Origin of the sequence: Paenibacillus spiritus (assembly GCF_008710135.1) — a bacterium.
In the GTDB taxonomy this organism is placed as follows: Bacteria; Bacillota; Bacilli; order Paenibacillales; family Paenibacillaceae; genus Paenibacillus_AQ; species Paenibacillus_AQ glufosinatiresistens.
The window spans coordinates 16,265-30,976 of the sequence record NZ_VYKK01000030.1 but is presented as its reverse complement, the minus strand read 5'-3'; the positions used below and the strand labels follow the sequence as shown (position 1 = coordinate 30,976).

General features: G+C 60.4%; 11 protein-coding genes. 8 read left to right on the top strand and 3 right to left on the bottom strand.

What is annotated here, in order from left to right:
- Positions 1 to 84: 84 nt before the first annotated feature.
- Positions 85 to 1,356: a GDSL-type esterase/lipase family protein gene (locus F4V43_RS17775; protein WP_150459609.1), complete on the top strand. Its 1,272-nt coding sequence runs from the start codon at positions 85 to 87 to the stop codon at positions 1,354 to 1,356.
- Between the two features lie 83 nt (positions 1,357 to 1,439).
- Positions 1,440 to 2,006, top strand: coding sequence for a peptide deformylase (gene def / locus F4V43_RS17770; RefSeq protein WP_317983796.1), 567 nt, complete (start codon positions 1,440 to 1,442; stop codon positions 2,004 to 2,006).
- Positions 2,007 to 2,166: 160 nt separating this feature from the next.
- On the opposite strand, the gene F4V43_RS17765 is transcribed toward def, so the two are convergent.
- Together F4V43_RS17765 and F4V43_RS17760 are read right to left on the bottom strand one after the other, a co-directional pair.
- Entirely contained in the window at positions 2,167 to 3,474 is a 1,308-nt protein-coding gene (locus tag F4V43_RS17765) for a glutamate-1-semialdehyde 2,1-aminomutase (protein WP_150459607.1), read from the bottom strand.
- A 189-nt stretch (positions 3,475 to 3,663) separates the two neighbouring features.
- Positions 3,664 to 4,716 (bottom strand): LCP family protein, encoded by a 1,053-nt coding sequence (locus F4V43_RS17760; protein WP_150459606.1) that lies wholly within the window; start codon positions 4,714 to 4,716, stop codon positions 3,664 to 3,666.
- Positions 4,717 to 4,824: 108 nt separating this feature from the next.
- Between F4V43_RS17760 and bcp the strand changes: the two genes are divergently transcribed.
- The 5 genes from bcp (at position 4,825) to F4V43_RS17735 (ending at position 12,444) form a co-directional block, all read left to right on the top strand.
- A complete protein-coding gene (gene bcp, locus F4V43_RS17755) occupies positions 4,825 to 5,316 on the top strand; it encodes a thioredoxin-dependent thiol peroxidase (protein ID WP_150459605.1) in 492 nt (163 codons plus the stop codon).
- A gap of 125 nt (positions 5,317 to 5,441) precedes the next feature.
- Positions 5,442 to 9,695 carry a 2-hydroxyacyl-CoA dehydratase gene (locus tag F4V43_RS17750; RefSeq protein ID WP_150459604.1) on the top strand — a complete coding sequence of 1,418 codons (4,254 nt, stop codon included), beginning with the start codon at positions 5,442 to 5,444 and terminating at the stop codon, positions 9,693 to 9,695.
- Between the two features lie 56 nt (positions 9,696 to 9,751).
- The gene (locus F4V43_RS17745) at positions 9,752 to 10,279 is read left to right on the top strand and encodes a DUF5412 family protein (RefSeq protein ID WP_150459603.1); all 528 of its coding nucleotides are present in this window, start codon (positions 9,752 to 9,754) and stop codon (positions 10,277 to 10,279) included.
- Positions 10,280 to 10,459: 180 nt separating this feature from the next.
- Positions 10,460 to 10,918, top strand: a complete 459-nt coding sequence (locus F4V43_RS17740) for a MarR family winged helix-turn-helix transcriptional regulator (RefSeq protein WP_150459602.1) — start codon at positions 10,460 to 10,462, stop codon at positions 10,916 to 10,918.
- The gene (locus tag F4V43_RS17735) at positions 10,915 to 12,444 is read left to right on the top strand and encodes a DHA2 family efflux MFS transporter permease subunit (RefSeq protein WP_150459601.1); all 1,530 of its coding nucleotides are present in this window, start codon (positions 10,915 to 10,917) and stop codon (positions 12,442 to 12,444) included. Before F4V43_RS17740 ends, F4V43_RS17735 begins: the two co-directional genes overlap by 4 nt.
- A gap of 108 nt (positions 12,445 to 12,552) precedes the next feature.
- On the opposite strand, the gene F4V43_RS17730 is transcribed toward F4V43_RS17735, so the two are convergent.
- The gene (locus F4V43_RS17730; RefSeq protein ID WP_150459600.1) at positions 12,553 to 13,227 is read right to left on the bottom strand and encodes a DedA family protein; all 675 of its coding nucleotides are present in this window, start codon (positions 13,225 to 13,227) and stop codon (positions 12,553 to 12,555) included.
- Positions 13,228 to 13,345: 118 nt separating this feature from the next.
- On the opposite strand from F4V43_RS17730, the gene F4V43_RS17725 reads away from it, so the two are divergent.
- Positions 13,346 to 14,710: a polysaccharide deacetylase gene (locus F4V43_RS17725; protein WP_223879952.1), complete on the top strand. Its 1,365-nt coding sequence runs from the start codon at positions 13,346 to 13,348 to the stop codon at positions 14,708 to 14,710.
- Positions 14,711 to 14,712 lie beyond the last annotated feature (2 nt).

Here is a 14,712-nt window from a genome sequence, read left to right as displayed (position 1 = left end):
GCGGGCCGGACGCTCCCCGAAGACTCTATAACTCCCTTGGCGATTAATGATAGAATAAGGGCACTACCGAGGGGAGGGATTTATTTGAACAAGTTCTGGAGAATAACCGGAGCGGCTCTCGCAGGCGGTCTGCTGCTGGCTTCCCAGTGGCTCGCGGGCAGCGCACAGGCCGCAGCCGGGGGCGCCGCGCCGCGCGAGTTCCATCTTGTCGCGTTGGGCGATTCCATTACGGCGGGCTATGAGCCCGGCATTACCGAGGCCGGTCAGGCCTACGGCTATGCCGAACGTCTGCTGGAGCAGGCCTGGTACCGGGGCGAGCGGGCGACGCTGGTCAATGAAGGCATTCTCGGGCTGACGTCGGCCGGACTGAAGCATTACACCGCTGCGGTCCAGACCGGAACGGCGGTCAAGCCGGAGGAGATCCAGACCGGCTTGGCCGATCCGCGGATCGCTGCATTCGCTTCCGGGGTGCCGCAGGCCAGAGCCGATCTTGCCGCCGCCGACCTGATTGTCATTACCATCGGCGGGAATGACGTCATGGACCTGTTCAAGAACGTCCAGAAGCTGCCGGACCCGGAATTTCAGACCGGATTCGCTCAGCGGCTGGCCGGCTATAAGGAGAACCTGACAGCTTCGCTCGCCAATATTCGCAGCGTGAATCCGTCGGCGGTTATCCTTCTGGCTGACCAGTATCAGCCGGTGCCGTCCATTGCCGGCTCTGTCTACCAGAAGCTGAATGCGGCGGCCGACCAGTTCACCGCCGCAGCGAAGGAGATCGCGGCAGCGGCAAGCACGGACGGAGGCAAAGTCGTGCTGATCCCGGTATCGGAGCGGTTCCGGGGCGCCGAGGGGTCGCTGACCCATTTTCTCAAGAACGGCGATATTCATCCGACCCAGGACGGGTATGAACAGATCGCCCAAGCCTTCGCCGAAGCGATCTGGAGCCAGTACCGGGTGCCCGCCGCGCTGACGGTTCCGCTGCCCGCAGGCCAGCAGCCGCCGATGACGATTGTGGTCAACAGCACGGAGCTGAATACGCCGAACAAGCCGATCCTCAAGAGCGGCCAGAATTTCCTGGCGCTGGCGGATGTGCTGAAAGCCATGGGCGTGCAGGGCAAATGGGACAACCGTACCTCCAGCGCCACGATTGTCAACGGTTCGCGGACCATTGTGATCACAATCGGTTCCAAGACGATGAAGGTGAACGGCCAGCCCGTGGCGCTTGCGACGCCGGCGTTCCTCCAGAGAGTCGGCAAGACCGACAAAACGTATCTGCCGCTGGCGGCGCTGGCCTCCGGCCTCGGCTTTGACGTGCAGTACAGCGCCCATTTGCGTACCGCTTTTATAAATCCGTAAATACAATGGCAGGAACAACTCCGTACAAAGGTGGAGAACAGGAAGTGTCTGAAATTCGATTTACTCCGGATTATATATTGACGATGGATGATATCGTGCGCGAGGGCCATCCCGTGCTGCGGGAGAAGGCCAGACCGGTGCCGCTTCCGCTTGGAGAAGAGGAGCGCGGCGAGCTTCTGTGCATGCTGCAATTTCTGAAGAACAGCCAGGACGAGGAGATGGCTGCGGCCTACAAGCTGCGTTCCGGCGTGGGGCTGTCGGCGAATCAGATTGGCCTGGCCAAGCGCATGTTCGCCATGTACACGACGAATGAGCGGGGAGAGCAGATTGAACTGGCGCTGGCCAACCCGAAGATCATCAGCCATTCGGTGGCGATGGTCTACCTGCCCGAAGGCGAGGGCTGCCTGTCGGTGGACCGGCCGGTGGATGGTTTCGTTCCCCGCTACGAGTCGGTGAAGCTGAAGGGCTTCGACGCGGTCTCGAACCGGGAAGTGCAGCTGCGCTTCAAGGGCTATACGGCCATCGTCGTCCAGCATGAGATGGACCATCTCGATGGAATCATGTTCTACGACCGCATTCCGGCGGGCAACCCGTTCAAGCTGCCGCAGGATGTGTCGATTCGCAGCGTGTGGGAGCGGGACGGAGAGTAAGCGCCGGCCCCCCGGCACGTGAAGCCTTCACGGATGCGCCAAAAGAAAGCCGCAGTCCCGTCCATCGGGTCTGCGGCTTTTGGTTTCTTGCAGCGCGGCGTCAGCGCTTATGACCCGCGCCTGCGGGTTACAGCGCCGGGACCGCCGGAACCTGCCCTGCTTACGCCATCGCTTTCAGCGAGGCTTCCGCAGCTTCCAGCGTCTCGTCGATGTCGGCTTCGGTGTGGGCCGTGGTCAGGAACCAGGCTTCGTACTTGGAAGGGGCCAGGTAGATGCCCCGGTCGAGCATGAGCCGGAAGAAGCGGGCGAACGCTTCGCCGTCCGTGTCTTGGGCTTCGTCATAGTTGGTGACCGGATGGTCGCAGAAATGGGTCGAGAACGAGCCGCGAATCCGGTTGATGGTCAGCGGAATGCCGTAGCGGTCGGCCGATTCCTTCAGGCCGGACGCCAGCTTGGCGGCCAGCCGGTCCATTTCCTCGTAGACGCCCTCGGCCTGGAGCACTTCGAGGCAGGCGATGCCGGCGGAGATGGACGCCGGGTTGCCGGCCATGGTGCCGGCCTGATAGGCGGGGCCGAGCGGCGCGACCTGGTCCATGATCGCCTTGCGGCCGCCGTAGGCGCCGATGGGCAGGCCGCCGCCGAAGATTTTGCCCATGGCCGTAAGGTCCGGCATAATCGCGTCGTGGTTCGCAAGACCGGCGAAGTTCTGCGCGCCGCCGTAGTGGAAGCGGAAGTTCGTAATGACTTCGTCGTAGATGACGAGCGAGCCGTTGTCGTGCGCCATCTTGCACAGACCTTCCAGGAACCCCGGCTCGGGCATTACCATGCCGAAGTTGCCGACAATCGGTTCCACCATAACCGCGGCGACGTCGTCGCCCCAGCGTTTTAGAGCGGCCTTCAGGCCGTCCAGGTCGTTGAACGGAACCGTGATGATCTCCTGGGCAATGCTGCCCGGAATACCGGCGCTGTCCGGAATGCCGAGCGTGGACGGGCCCGAACCGGCGGCGACGAGCACAAGGTCGGAATGGCCGTGGTAGCAGCCGGCGAACTTGATGATCTTGGTGCGGCCCGTATAGGCGCGGGCCACGCGGATCGTCGTCATGACGGCTTCGGTGCCGGAATTGACGAAGCGGACCTTGTCGAGGGACGGGATGGCGTCCTTGAGCATTTTGGCCAGCTTCACCTCAAGCGCGGTGGGCACGCCGTACAGGACGCCGTTCTCGGCGGCCTCGGTGATCGCCCGGGTAATATGCGGATGCGCATGTCCGGTAATAATCGGGCCGAACGCGCACAGGTAATCAATATAGCGGTTGCCGTCCTCGTCGAAGAAATGCGCGCCGGAGGCGCGCTTCATGAAGACGGGAGCGCCTCCGCCGACGGCCTTGAAGGAACGGGACGGACTGTTGACGCCTCCAACGATATGCCGGAGAGCTTCCTCGTACAATTGCTCGGAGTTGGAACGATTCATTCGGGTCATCCTTTCTGGGGTGAAGCCGCATGGGGGCGGCCGGTAATCAGGGAAGAACGAGCTTAAGCGCGCAGCGGGCGGAGGGCGCTGATGCGCCTTCCGCCCGCTGGCGTGGTTGCCGCGTATGCGTATAACGTTCCGGACACGGCCTGGCCGCTGGAAGGGAAGCAGCCGCAGCAGGCTGCGGGACTATTGCCCGGAGACGGCGGAAGCCGCCGGAGAAGCCGTGGCTGCCGGGGACGGCGAAGGGTCCGGCGCATTCAGCACATCCTGGACGTAATCCTTCAGCTTGTTCTCACTGCGGATGCTGAGCACATCGCCCAGAGAGCCCATCGATTCTTCGACAAGCAGGTTGTTCGGCGGGATCTGCGCACTGCCGGCAATCGAACTGTCATAGCCGACGCTGGCGAGCTTCAACATGTCCGATACCGACAGGTTGGTGTCCACGTAAGGGACAAGCTGATTCAGAATGGACGGCAGCTTCAGCAGCGACGTCGTGCTCTTGAGTCTGTCGGCGACGGCGCCGAGGAAGGCGCGCTGGCGTTCCGTCCGCGTGAAGTCGGAAGTGGCATCGTGGCGGAAGCGGACGTACTGCAGCGCCTTGGCTCCGTCAAGGTGCTGGTAGCCTTCCTTCAAGTCGATGTTGTATTCGGCGTCGGCAATCGTCTTATAGACCATGTCCTTCTCGACATAATAATCCACGCCGCCGACGGCATCGACCAGCTTGATAAAGCCCTGGAAGTCGGTATAGACCCAATACTGGATCGGAATGCCGAGCAGATCACTGACGGCCTGGACCGCCGTATCCGGTCCGTGGGTAATCGCGCTGTTGATCTTGTTGTTCTTGTAGCCCGGGATCGAGGTGTACGTGTCCCGCATGATCGAGAAGAGATGAATCTTCTTCTTCACGGGATCGAGCGAAGCGACCAGCATGGTGTCGGAACGCGGAACCTCGCCTTTCTTGATGCCGCGCGCATCCACGCCCATAAGCAGAATGTTGACCGGTTCGCTGCCTTCCCATTTGGGCGGGGTAGGGACCGGTGTTCCCGACGGCTGAACCACGCCGGCGAAGGGGGACTCGTCCTTATTCTTCTGCAGATTGTCCAGGCCCTTGTAGAGAGAGCCGAAGTAGTAGGCGGCGAAGCCGAGAACCAGCAGGAGGAGGACCAGAAGCGTCCAGAGAAGCGGTTTTTTGGACTTGCTTGTCTTCTTCTTGGCATGTCGTTTCGATCTTGGCGGCATCTCTCGTTCTTCCTTTCGCGAGTACAGTTCTTCTATTATAATTTCTTTTAAAAGTACAAGCAATTACAGGATTGACGCCAGCCCGAAGCAGAGAAGGAGAATTCGCTTATGACCCAGAAGATTACAGATTCATCGCCGTCCCCGGAGTCTCTCCATATCGGAGATCCTGCACCGGATTTCGCCCTTCCGGCAGCCGGGGGAGAGACCGTTCGCCTCAGCCAGTTCAGGGGCCGCAAGGTCCTGCTCTATTTCTACCCGAAGGACAGCACGCCCGGCTGTACCCAGGAAGCGTGCGATTTCCGGGACCGTTATGAAGCGATTGCCGCCCGTAACGCAGTGGTGCTCGGCATTAGCCCGGACAGCCCCAAGTCGCATGCCCGTTTCGCCGAGAAGAACGGCCTGCCGTTCCCGCTGCTCTCGGACGAAGATCACCGGGTCAGCGAGAGCTACGGTGTCTGGCAGCTCAAGAAGCTGTACGGCCGCGAGTTCATGGGAATTGTCCGGTCCACCTTTCTGATCGGCGAAGACGGAACGGTACAGAAGATATGGCGCAAGGTGAAGGTAAAAGGGCATGCAGAGGACGCCGCCGCCGGTTTATAGAGCGGGACACGCCTCTCGTTTTCTGCCCCTGGCTGTTACATTTGTAACAGCCTCCGGTTGCATCACTCATGATATAGTTGCAATATGAATTGTTAAAATTTGCAACAAGGCATGGTGATTCCATAATGCAGCCGCTCGTGATCGGCCTGGATGTAGGCTCAACGACCGCCAAGCTGGTCGTACTGGAAGATGGAAGAGTTGTCCATCAGAATTATGCGAGACATTATAGCGATATCCAGACCGCGGTCCGTTCGCTGCTGGAAGAGGTAGCCGCCCGTTTCCCCGGAAGCGAGGCGGCCCTTTCCGTAAGCGGTTCCTCGGGACTGTCTCTCTCCAAGCTCGGCGGCATTCCGTTCGTTCAGGAAGTCATCGCCTGCACGAAGGCCATCTACGAGCTGCTGCCGGACTGCGACACGGCGATCGAACTCGGCGGCGAGGATGCCAAGATTATTTACCTCAGCGGCGGCGTGGAGCAGCGGATGAACAATGCCTGCGCCGGCGGTACCGGGGCGTTCATCGACCAGATGGCAGCTCTGCTCCAGACGGATCCCGGAGGTCTGGACGAGCTTGCGGCCGGCAGTACGCGCATCTACCCGATCGCTTCCCGCTGCGGCGTGTTCGCCAAAAGCGATGTTCAGCCGCTGCTGAACGAAGGGGCGAAGCGGGAAGATGTCGCCGCTTCGATCTTCCAGAGCATCGTCAACCAGACGATCAGCGGCTTGGCCTGCGGCCGCCCGATCAAGGGAAGGGTCGCGTTCCTCGGCGGACCGCTGACCTTCCTGCCGCAGCTGCGGGCGCGGTTCGTCCGGACGCTGGATCTGAACCCGGAGGAGATCCGGTTCCCGGAGCGGTCGCAGTATTTCGTTTCCATCGGCGCCGCGCTGGCCGCAGAGCCGATGGCCGCCCTACCCGTCGGCGAATGGATCCGGCGGATTGCGGCCGTGGATTTTGCGGCCGACCGGGCTGCGGACGCCGAGCTGCCGCCGCTGTTCGGGGATGCCGGAGAGTTGGCGGCGTTTCGCCTTCGGCACGGCCGGGCCGCTGCGGCGCGCGGCGATCTGGCGGCCTGCCGGGGACCGGTCTATCTCGGGATCGATGCCGGATCGACCACGACGAAGCTGGTGCTCACCGGGGCCGATGACGAGATTCTGCATACGCATTACGGCAGCAACCAGGGCAGTCCGCTGCAGTCCGTCAAGGACGCCCTCGGGGAGATCTATGCCCTGCTGCCGGACGGCTGCTTCATCGCGGGCAGCTGTGTAACCGGCTATGGAGAAGGACTCATCAAGGCCGCGCTGAAGGCGGACAGCGGCGAGGTGGAGACGGTGGCGCATTATAAGGCGGCCGCCCGGTTCATGCCGGAGGTCGATTTCATTCTCGACATCGGCGGCCAGGATATGAAATGCATCAAGATCCGGGGAGGGGCAATCGACAGCCTCATGCTGAACGAAGCCTGCTCGGCGGGCTGCGGCTCGTTCCTGGAGAGCTTCGCTGCGGCGCTCGGCTACGGCATTGCCGACTTTGCGGCGGCGGCGCTGGAGGCCCGGCGCCCGGTCAACCTCGGCTCCCGCTGCACGGTATTCATGAATTCCAAGGTGAAGCAGGTGCAGAAGGAAGGCGCGTCGCTGCCCGACCTGTCGGCGGGCCTCGCCTATTCGGTTATCAAGAATGCGCTGCAGAAGGTCATCAAGGTTCGCAATCCCGAGGACCTCGGCCGCCATATCATCGTTCAGGGCGGCACCTTCTACAACGAAGCGGTGCTGCGGGCGCTGGAGCTGCAGACCGGCCGGGAGGTCGTCCGCCCGGATATCGCGGGCGTCATGGGCGCATACGGCTGCGCGCTGCTTGCCAGAGAGCGGGCCGCCGAAGGCCAGCCGAGCACGCTGCTCGGGCCGGAGGAACTGGAGCAGTTCACCTGCGAGGTCACCCAGGGACGGTGCGGCCGCTGCGGCAACAACTGCGCGCTGACCATCAGCCGTTTTGCCGACAGGAGCTTCCATGTTACCGGCAACCGCTGCGAGCGCGGAGCCGGAGGGAAGAAAGAGAAGAACACCCTGCCGAATCTGATGCAGTACAAGTACGACCGCTTCTTCGCCTACGAGCCGCTGCCGGAGCCTGCCGCCGTTCGGGGAACGGTTGGAATTCCGCGCACGATGAATCTCTTCGAGAACTATCCGTTCTGGCACACCTTCTTCACCCGGCTGGGCTACCGGGTCATTCTGTCCCCGAAGTCGAGCAAGAAGCTGTTCGAGAGCGGGATGGATACGATTCCGTCGGAGGCGATCTGCTATCCGGCCAAGATGGCGCACGGGCATGTGCAGAGCCTCTTGGACCGGAAGGTCGACTTTATTTTCTATCCCGCCGTCGTGTACGAGAAGAAAGAGGACCGGGCCGCCGACAATCATTTCAATTGTCCGGTGGTTGCGTCGTACCCGGAAGTTATCCGCAACAACATGGATGCCCTCAAAGAACGGGGCGTTCCGCTGATCAGCCCGTTCCTGACGTTCGACGATATTCCGGCGCTGATCAAGGGTCTCTCCCGGACGTTCCCCGAGCTTTCCCGGGATGAGGTTGCGGCCGCCGTCCAGGCGGGCCTGGCGGAAGCCGACCGCGCCAAGGGCGATGTCCGGCGCAAGGGAGAAGAAACGCTGGAGTTCCTGGAACGGACCGGGACGAAGGGCATTCTGCTGTGCGGACATCCCTATCACGCCGATCCCGAGATCAATCACGGGCTTGCGGATCTGGTCACCGGAATGGGGCTCGCGGTGCTGACCGAGGATGCCATCTGCCATCTCGACAACCGGGAGAGCGATGTCCGCGTCGTCAACCAGTGGACCTACCATGCCCGGATGTACCGGGCGGCCCGGGTGGCGGCCCGCCGCACCGACCTGGAGCTCGTGCAGCTGACGTCTTTCGGCTGCGGCATCGATGCCATTACCTGCGACGCCGTCCAGGAGATTATGGAGCGCAGCAACAAGATCTATACGCTCATCAAAATCGACGAGATCAGCAATCTCGGCGCGGCCCGCATCCGCCTGCGTTCACTGCTGGCCGCCATGCGCGAACGGGAGCGGCACGGGATCGAGCCGCAGGCGGCGGCCGCAGCAGAAGCGGCGGTTCCGTTCACCAAAGAGATGCGGGAGAGCTACACGATTCTCGCTCCGCAGATGTCGCCGGTTCATTTCGAGCTGTTCGAGCGCGTGTTCCGCGATTTCGGCTACCGCCTGAAGGTTCTGGAGACAACCGGTCCCGAAGAGACGGAGGAAGGGCTGAAGTACGTCAACAACGACGCCTGCTACCCGGCGATTGTGACGATCGGCCAGATTCTCTCGGCCCTGAAGAAAGGCGATTATGACCCCGAACGGACGGCCGTTATCATGTCCCAGACCGGCGGCGGCTGCCGGGCGACCAACTACATCTCGCTGCTTCGCAAGGCGCTGGCGGACGCCGGACTCGGGCGGATTCCGGTAATTTCGCTCAACGCCTCGGGGCTGGAGACGCAGCCGGGCTTCCGCATCGGCCTCAAAATGATTAACCGGATGTTCGCAGCCGCCTGTTACGGCGATCTGCTGCTCCGTCTGCTTCACCATTTCCGGCCTTATGAGCTGGAGCCGGGCAGTGCGCAACGCCTGTTCCGCCGCAGCATGGAACGCTGCAAGGACAGCCTGTCTGCGTTCTCCTTCCGGGAATACAAACGCCTGTCCCGGGAGATTGCGCTGGAGTTCGGCAGACTTCCGGTCATGGACGGAACCAAGCCGCAGGTCGGCATCGTCGGCGAAATCCTGATCAAATTCCACCCGGACGCCAATAACCGGATCGTCGAGATGATCGAAGCCGAGGGCGGCGAGGCCGTCATGCCCGATTTTATGGACTTCATCTTCTACTGCCTGTATAACCCGATCTACAAAGCGGAGCAGTTCGGCAAAAGCAAGACGCTGGGCTACATCAACCCGCTGCTCATTTCGTATCTGGAGATGTACCGCAAGCCGGTATCGGCGGCGCTTCAGGCGGCCGGCCTGTCCAAGGGTGGGGAGAGCATTTACCGGCTGGCCGAAAAGGCGGGTCGGCTCGTCTCCGTAGGCAACCAGATGGGCGAGGGTTGGTTCCTGACCGCGGAGATGATGGAGCTGCTCGACCACGGGGTGTCCAATATTGTCTGCATCCAGCCTTTCGCCTGTCTGCCGAACCATATTACCGGACGAGGCATGATCAAGGGCCTGAAAGAGCTGTACCCCGGAGCGAATATCGCGGCCATCGACTACGATGCCGGGGTCAGCGTCGTCAACCAGAGCAACCGCATCAAGCTGATGATGTCGATTGCGAACGGGCTGGGCGGCCCGGCGGAGACAGGTCTGCGGGCGGAAGCGGTACATGTCTAGGACGGTTCGGATTTAGAGCGATTACGGCGGTTACGGAACAACAAGGAGGGGATGCCATGAGGCTGTGGAACGGGTTGTCCTTTGCAGGAGTGCTGGTGTTGTATATCCTGACCGGATATGCGGTGTATACTAACCTCCATGGCGAGTGGGATATCCTCCCGCCCGTGTATGTGATTCTCCTGGTATCTGTATTCGCCTTGCTGAGCGCCCTGGCCGGTTTCCGCGACCGGTCAAGCCGGTTTTCGAGAATGAGAAGCCGGATTTCTACCGTGCTCTCTTTGATTTCAACGCTCGTACTTCTTGCGGCCCTGTTGTTTACAAACATGTTCTCGGGCTCAAAAGAACGGATCACCGCTTCTCAATCCCCGGATCGCACGTACACCCTTGAATTTTATCGTACCGATGCAGGGGCGATGGGCAGCTTTGGAATTGTAGGGGAACTGGATGGGCCGCTCTGGTTCACCAAAAGAGTCTATACGGAGAAGCGGGCAGAGCAAGTTCAAGTGAAATGGGAGAATGATCATACCGTAATCATTAATACGCATAAGTTGAACTTGGATGTTGGGGAAGTCTGGAATCCATAAATCCATCCAGTGAAGGAAGCCCGGGCCTTGGCCAAGGGCTTTTTTCGTTGTCGGTTCGGAAATGATTGCTTGTCCTGAAAATGAACAGCAACTTTCAGAAATCTTCTTGACGAAAGGATTAGATAAATAGTAAAATAATTCGCATGCGAAATAATTATCAGGTTGGAATGGAGTGAAGAAGTGAACGGGGTGGAGGAGAACACACAGCTAGAAGAAATTATGACCTCCTTCCGGCGTCTGAGCCATGTTTTTCATCAACTGCTGTCCAGAGGAGCCGAACAGTGCAACATTACGGGAACTCAGCTGACGGTTCTGCGCAAAGTGAGCCAGCATCCGGAGATTCGGATCTCCGAGCTTGCGGAGCTGATGCATCAAGGCAACAGCGCGGTCAGCGGAGTTGTGGAACGGATGGTGAAATCCGGCTGGCTGACGAGAGTACGGTCCGAGGAGGACCGGCGAATCTGCAGGCTGGCTCTGACGGAAGAAGGAGAGCGGATTATGGAGCAGGCCCACGTGCTGTTTCAGCATCATGTAGATTCCCTGGACCGGCTTTCGGACGAAGATGTTCAGACGCTGCTTCGCATTCATGAAGATATGATTCAGATTTTAGAACAAAGGAGAGAAAGCAACGAATTATGAGTACAATGACTGCAAAAACTGCCTCGGCGGTATCCCACATTCGCAGAGGCCCGCTCATGGCCGCTCTGATTATCGGCGCCTTCGTAGCGACGCTGAATCAGACGCTGATGAACGTCGCGCTGCCGAAGATGATGGAAGACCTGAACATTCAGGCGAATACGGCCCAATGGCTGACGACCGGCTTCATGCTGGTCAACGGCGTGCTGATTCCGATCAGCGCCTATCTGGTCGAGAAGTTCACGACCCGTTTTCTGTTCATGGCCGCGATGATTCTCTTCTCGCTCGGCACGCTCGTCTGTGCGACGGGGACCGGGTTCGAGATGGTCATGATCGGCCGTCTGATCCAGGCGGCGGGAGCGGGCATTCTGATGCCGCTGATGAACATTATTTTCCTCATGATCTTCCCGATTGAAGAACGCGGCAAGGCGATGGGCATGATGGCGATCGCCATGATCTTCGCTCCGGCGGTCGGGCCGACGCTGTCCGGCTGGGTGGTGCAGAACTATTCCTGGCGCGTACTGTTCTACATCGTGCTGCCGCTGGCGCTGGTTGCCACGTTCATGGGCGCGAAATTCATGCAGAACGTAACCGAGAAGACCTCGCCCAAGCTCGACAAGCTCGGCATTATATTCTCCACCCTGGGCTTCGGCGGCCTGCTGTACGGCTTTAGTGATGCCGGAACGGACGGCTGGAACAACCGTACGGTTATTGTTTCGCTGATCGTCGGTGTCATTGGCCTGATCCTGCTGGTATGGCGGGAGATGACCGCAGAGAAGCCGATGCTGGAATTCCGGATATTCCGCTATAACATGTACACCCTGACCACGATTATTAATATCGTCGTTACGATGGCGATGTATTCGGCCATGATCCTGCTCCCGCTGTATCTTCAGCAGGTCCGCGGTTTCACGCCGATGCGCTCCGGTCTGCTGCTGCTGCCGGGCGCGATTCTGATGGGCATTATGTCTCCGATCACCGGTATTATCTTTGACAAAATCGGCGCGAGATGGCTGTCGGTCCTCGGCCTTGCCATTACGGTCGCCACGACCTGGGAATTCAGCCAGATCACCCAAACGACAAGCTATACGCATCTGATTCTGATCTACTCCGCGCGGATGTTCGGGATGTCTATGCTGATGATGCCGATCACGACAGCCGGCCTCAACCAGCTGCCGCAGCGGTTGAACTCGCACGGAACGGCCATGTCCAACACGCTGCGCACGGTCTCCGGCGCGCTCGGCATGGCGCTGTTCGTCAGCCTCTTCACAAGCCGCAGCAAGGATCTCGTCACCGAAGCGCTCGTGAGCGGAGCCGTCTCGAAGACCGACAAAGTCGGCATGCTGAAGGTGACGAACGACGCGATGGTCAACGGCATTACGTACTCCTTCCATATTGCCACCTGGGTGGCCGTAGTCGCCTTCGTGCTCGCCTTCTTCATCCGCAAGACTTCGCCGGCGGCGGACTATGCGGCACAGGAAGAAGAAGCTCCGGCAGCGGGCAAGCAAGAGGCCCTGAAGGCCAACTAAAGCTCACCTCCTTCAGAATAAGACCAGCCAGACAACAGAACCCTCCCGGGACCGGGAGGGTTCTTCGTTGTTCCGGAGCCGACGGACGGATAGCGGCCAGCCGGATAATCAGCGTTTTCTTGAGGTTTTCTTAACCTTCACCTTGGGTTTCAGAAGGGCAAGCGCTTTGGGACGGGATATCAGCAGAGCGACCGAACGCCGCTTGCGCCAGAGAAGGAAGAGGGCGGCCGGAAGAACGATGGCGAGAACAATCCAGACGGCATAGGTTTCCAGCAGATGAAAGACCGACGTCCACTGCGGACCGAATACCCGGCCAACGCCGAGGAACAGCACGACCCATAGCAGAGCGCCGGAGTAGGCGTAAAGAGCGAACTTGCGGAAGGGAAGGGCGATCAGGCCCGAGAAATAACCGGTAAAATGGCGGACGCCCGGCACGAAATAGCCGACAAACACCAGGAAGCTGCCGTAACGCTCGAACCAGCGCTGCGTTCGCTCCAGCTTGGAGGGGGAGAAGAAGAACCAGCGGCCGTAGCGCTGGATGAACGGCATGCCGGCCTTCAGCCCGAGGACATAGGTCAGGGTCATCCCGATGGTCGTACCGGCCAGGGCAATCAGAATCAGCAGCGGAAAATCCAGCCGGCCCATATAGGACAAATAGCCGGCAAAAGCCATGGTCGTTTCGCCCGGAAACGGAAAGGCGACGAACTCCAGCAGCAGGCCGAAGAACAGCACGCTGTACCCGTATTCGGCGAACATTTCCTGAATCCATTTCAGCATTTCCATAGATGCTCACTCTCCAAACGGATATCTTCCAGTCTAGTCTATCGGACCGCCTGTCCTCATATGATTCAACAAGAGGCCTGATTGGGGGGCCCACCCGAGAATGCTGGAGGTCATGCTTATGTTGTCATGGTTGAACGTTCGCCGCAGGGCGGCGGCCGCAATGTCCGGAATTATACTCTGCGCAGTGTTTGCCGGAGGGGGAGGAGGCTTCTCTCCGATTCCTTCCGGTCCTTCCGTGGTTTCGGCGTCGGGAGACGCCAAAGTCCAGGCTGCCGGCGGTCCTGCCGCCAAGGCAGCTGACGCTGCCAAAGACGCGGGCCGTTCCGAAGGGAAGCCTCCGGCGACTGCATCTCTGTCCGCGGCGCCTGCCTCATCCGAATCCGCGGGAACCGGACGGCAGCAGACCAAGACGATCTATCTGACGTTTGACGACGGACCCAGCAAGGTCACGCCAGACGTATTGAATATTCTGAAGCGCGAGAAGATCAAGGCGACCTTCTTCGTGCTCGGCGAGGCGGCCAAGCGGCATCCCGAATGGATCAACGCCATCTATGAGCAGGGACACACCATCGGCAACCACACCTATGATCATACCTACAGCACGCTGTACAGCGGTTTTCCGGCTTTCTGGAGCGAGATCAAAGAGACGGAGGAGACGCTCCGGCTCATTACCGGCCAACGTCCGAGGCTTGTGCGGGCTCCCGGAGGAACAGCGGGTCATTTTGATGATACCTACTTCTATCTGATGAAGCAAGCGGGCTATCTGGTCTCGGACTGGACGGTGGACAGCGGAGACTCGCTGCGGCGCGGCGTGCCCGCGGCCGACATTCTGTCCGCATCCCTTGCGGGTCTCGGTGAGAAGCGCGTCATTCTCCTTCTCCATGACGGAGCGGGCCATGAAGCGAGCGCAGAGGCGCTGCCGGAGATTATCGCCCGTTACCGTTCTGCCGGGTACATGTTCAAAACGATGGAGGACGAGGCCGACACCGTCCGCTTCAAGGTGCATCCTTCCGCTTCTTATGCCAAGCGGACTCCGCCTTCGGCAGCCTGGATCGCCGGCCATATCGCTTCTAATGCCGAGCTGTTCGCGGACGGGCGGCCGCTTGTTCTGGAAGTCGGCATGATGCAGACCACACTGGCCTCCGGAGAGTACACCGTTCGGGACGGCCATTATGCCGTTCCGCTGCGGGCGGCGGTTGAACGGCTGGGGGGCTGCGTGTCCTGGGATGCTGCCTCCCGGACGGCCCGGGCAGAATGGAACGGCAGGCTGCTGACTGCCGATCCGGCCGGGGGGGCGGTACGCATAACAGGGAAGGGCGATCCCGGAGCAACAGCCGTCGTTCTGCGGGAGCAGAACGGGGACGGCGCCTTTATGCGCGGAGATACGGTCTGGATACCGCTGCGGACGCTGCTGGGCGGAATGGGGCATCCGATTCTGGAGACGGTGTCCGGCAGAGAAGAACAGAGAGTGAAGGCGGGCTAGAG